The organism is Streptomyces durbertensis (assembly GCF_014156695.1).
Lineage (GTDB): Bacteria > Actinomycetota > Actinomycetes > Streptomycetales > Streptomycetaceae > Streptomyces > Streptomyces durbertensis.
The window spans coordinates 1-3,295 of record NZ_WMLF01000535.1 but is presented as its reverse complement, the minus strand read 5'-3'; the positions used below and the strand labels follow the sequence as shown (position 1 = coordinate 3,295).

5 protein-coding genes and 1 pseudogene are annotated in these 3,295 nt (G+C 67.9%); 4 read left to right on the top strand and 2 right to left on the bottom strand.

The features are described from left to right. Positions 1–25: 25 nt before the first annotated feature. Positions 26–445 (bottom strand): ATP-binding protein, encoded by a 420-nt coding sequence (locus GL263_RS23925; protein ID WP_182857820.1) that lies wholly within the window; start codon positions 443–445, stop codon positions 26–28. A 208-nt stretch (positions 446–653) separates the two neighbouring features. Here GL263_RS23925 and GL263_RS23920 point away from each other — a divergent pair, with 208 nt between their 5' ends. The 4 genes from GL263_RS23920 (at position 654) to GL263_RS23905 (ending at position 2,585) form a co-directional block, all read left to right on the top strand. Beyond that, entirely contained in the window at positions 654–1,499 is an 846-nt protein-coding gene (locus tag GL263_RS23920; RefSeq protein ID WP_182857823.1) for a helix-turn-helix domain-containing protein, read from the top strand. After that, on the top strand, positions 1,496–1,699 hold the full coding sequence (locus GL263_RS23915) for a DUF397 domain-containing protein (protein ID WP_182857819.1): 204 nt from the start codon (positions 1,496–1,498) through the stop codon (positions 1,697–1,699). The genes GL263_RS23920 and GL263_RS23915 overlap by 4 nt, the downstream gene beginning before the upstream one ends. Positions 1,700–1,713: 14 nt before the next feature. Beyond that, positions 1,714–1,911 carry a DUF397 domain-containing protein gene (locus GL263_RS23910; RefSeq protein WP_182857822.1) on the top strand — a complete coding sequence of 66 codons (198 nt, stop codon included), beginning with the start codon at positions 1,714–1,716 and terminating at the stop codon, positions 1,909–1,911. Between the two features lie 215 nt (positions 1,912–2,126). Beyond that, positions 2,127–2,585, top strand: coding sequence for a PIN domain-containing protein (locus GL263_RS23905; protein ID WP_182857821.1), 459 nt, complete (start codon positions 2,127–2,129; stop codon positions 2,583–2,585). 184 nt (positions 2,586–2,769) lie between these two features. Here GL263_RS23905 and GL263_RS23900 read toward each other — a convergent pair. After that, a pseudogene (locus GL263_RS23900) lies at positions 2,770–3,295 on the bottom strand (hypothetical protein); the annotation flags it as partial.

The window sequence follows — 3,295 nt, the reverse complement described above, 5'->3', positions numbered from 1 at the left end:
CGACCGTCTCGCACGAGGCCCCGAGTCACCCCAACTCGATCTCCGCCCACACCGTCTTCCGAGGCGCCGGCCCCACCACCACGCCCCACCGGTCGGCCAGCGCCGCGACGAGCAGCAGCCCCCGCCCCGACTCTCCTTCGCCCGCTTCCGAGTCCCCCGCGACCACGGGAAGCCGTTCGCCACGCGGGTCGGCCACCTCCACGCGCAACGTGCCGCCGTCGCGGACCGACAGCGTGAGCCGGAAGTCCCGCCCACGCACACAGCCGTGCAGGACGGCGTTCGCCGCCAACTCCGCGACGACCTGCGCCGCCGTCGCGGACGGCAGCCCCCAGGAGGCGAGTTGGGCGCCGGTGAGCAACCGCGCCAGCCGCGCGGCGCGACGCGTGGGGGAGAGGAGGACGCTGAACTGATGGTCGACGGCCTGCACCACGGGCGGCCTGGTCATTTGCCTGTTCACGGTCCAAGCGTCAGTGCCCAGCCGTACGCTGGAAAGTGACGACGCCCGCACGGACGGTGAGTGTCCGGGTGCGGTCCGGATCTGTCCGGGCTGTCCACCGTGTCCCTCCGGCCGGGCTGGGCGTTGACGAATGAGCTTCACCCGGCGCACCGCGAAGGCGGGCGCGCCGAACGAACTGTCCGAAGAGGCGGACCGCATGACAGACGGTGTGGATGACGGGAAGTGGGACCCGGGCCTGGAGGACGACTCCGCCCAGGTCATGAAGACGGTCGGCCGCCAGATCAAGCTCTGGCGGGAAGCGGCCGGGATGACGCAGGCCGAACTCGGCGCGGCCATCGGCTACGGCGAGGAGATGGTCTCGGCCGTCGAGCGCGGCCGCCGCGTCCCCAAACCGGAGTTCCTCGACGCCGCCGACAAGGTGCTCGGCGCCAACGGCAAGATCTCCGCGATGACGAGCGACGTCGCCGAGGCCCGCTACCCCAAGAAGGTCCGCGACCTCGCGAAACTCGAAGCCGAGGCCGTCGAACTCGGCGCGTACGGAAACTCGGTCATCGACGGTCTCTTGCAGACCGAGGAGTACTCACGGGCGCTCTTCGCCCTGAGGCGTCCCGCCTACGACGATGACGAGCTGGAGCGGCTGGTAGCCGCACGGCTGGCAAGGCAGCGCGTACTCGAGCGGAAGCCCTCCCCGACGCTGACCGTTGTCCAAGAGGAGGTGACACTGCGCCGACCCGTTGGGGGAAGTGGCGTTCTTCGGCGCCAACTCGAGTACCTGCTGGAGGTGGGGAGCAGCAGGCATGTGGAGGTGCAGGTCATGCCAACCGAACGAGAGGAGCACTCGGGCCTCGGTGGATCACTGCGGATCCTGAAGCTGCGGGACGGGAACACGATCGGCCAGAACGAGGTTCAGCTGACCAATCGGCTCATCTCTGGCCCGAAGGAGGTCCATGTTCTTGAGATGAGGTATGGGATGATCCGAGCGCAGGCTCTCACGCCGAGGGAGTCTCTGCTCTTCATCAAGCGTTTGCTGGGAGAGACATGAACGTCAAGCTGCGGATAGCAGACGGTCAGCCGTTGGTGTGGGCGAAGAGCACCTACAGCACAGACGATGGACCGGCGTGTGTTGAGGTGGCCGCCACGCCCCGAGCGGTGCACGTCCGAGACTCGAAGCGTGCCGAAGGCCCTCTCCTCACAGTTCCGCCCACTAACTGGTCTGAGTTCATCCGTTACGTGACTGACTGACCGCGAGGTGATCAATACGTAGTGCGCGGCCGAGCGGCGCGAACCTTCGCTGGATCAAGAGCAGTTACAACTCTAGCGACGGTCCGGATCGTGTTGACGTCGCGGCGTCCGCTGTCGATGTCCACGTCCGCGACTCCAAGCGGCGGACCGGGACGCACCTCGTTCTGCCGTCCGAATCGTGGCGGGCGTTCGTCGAGTACGTCGGTCGCTGACTGGGCGGGCTGCGCTATGCCGTTGACCGTGGCCGAGGGGCGCGGCATCGGTGGAGCGTGAGCGGTGGCGGGAACGGCCGCACACCGAGACGGTGGAAATGGCTGGCGGTAGACGGACGTGACCAGGTAGGAAGGCGCGGTGAGCTCCCCGACGCCTGCCCCGGCCGCCCAGAACCCCGCTGACGACCGACGGGTCTTCGTCCGCACCACGCTCGATCTGGGCGACGTGGTGCTACAGCCTTGGGGCCGGGAGGTCGCGGGGCCGGAGGTGCGACTCCTCAGGGCTGTGGCGCCTGCTACGTGAGGAGCGGTTGAGAGACGCCTGGCTGGAGACCACCACTCTCCGAGCCATCGGATCGTGTTCCGCCCAGCGTGCCGAGTTTCGGCGGTCAGCGCGCAACGTGGCCGAGTACGAAGCCATGGGGGAGATGTTCACGGACCTCTACCCCGATGTCCCACTCCCCAAGAGGCTCTGGGACTGGATCGACGCGGCTCAGTACACACTGGCGAAGAAGGGGGCGCTCGGGGCCGCCGGGCCGCTTGATCTCATGGTGTGCGCGACGGCCGCCCACCATGGGCTCGTCGTCCTGCATGACGACGCCGATTTTGTCACCGTTGGCCGCTTTCTTCCTGACGTCAGTGAGCGAAACGTGCGTGACGTCCCGAACCTCTAGCTTTCGGCCGGCGCGTCTTCGCCGGACCTGATCAGTTGGGTCCGGGGCGGGAGTGTCAGCGGGGCCCGCCGTGTTCCGCGCCCCCACCGGTAACAGAGGACACCGAGTTGCCCAGGGCGAACCCGATCCGCGCTGTTCACAGCTCATCGATCTCGTCCACAGGTAGATCCCGGCGTGGCCAAGCTCAGGCGACGGCAGCGCAGATCGTGCCTCGGCCGCCGTGGGTCTCCCAGGAGTAGTCCAGGCCGCAGTTGCCGACGGTGCCGGATCCGACGCTTGTGATCCGCATGATGAAGTTGTACCTGACCGGCACCTTGGTCGCGTTGCAGTCCCAGATGGTCATCAGGTTCGCCGTGTTCGGCAGTCGGTCCTTCGCGCTGGCGAGGAAGCACTGGCCGGTCCGGAACTGCCGGGCCAGGCACAGCACCGTGCGTGTGAGGTCGTCGTTCCGGTGGGTCCAGGAGGTGCGTCCGCCACCTGACTCGCATCTGTCGAAGTCCGTCACCTCGGTGACGCGCACGTATGCGGTAAGCCAGCCGCACGGCACGGGAATCGGCGCGTTCTTGCTCCACTTGCCGAAGCCGTCGTCGTGGACGTTGAGGCAGTCCCCGGGACGCACCGCCGCGAAGGCCCTGTCGAGGGGGTCCGGCTCTCGGGGCGGCGGCGCGGTGTGGCCGTAGCCGCCGCCGGTGCTGCTGTCGGTTGTACGG

Bases quoted from the DNA above. Each gene is read 5' to 3' on its own strand.
- GL263_RS23915 (WP_182857819.1), top strand. From the start codon at position 1,496: ATGAACGTCAAGCTGCGGATAGCAGACGGTCAGCCGTTGGTGTGGGCG.
- GL263_RS23920 (WP_182857823.1), top strand. From the start codon at position 654: ATGACAGACGGTGTGGATGACGGGAAGTGGGACCCGGGCCTGGAGGAC.
- GL263_RS23925 (WP_182857820.1), bottom strand. From the start codon at position 445: ATGACCAGGCCGCCCGTGGTGCAGGCCGTCGACCATCAGTTCAGCGTC.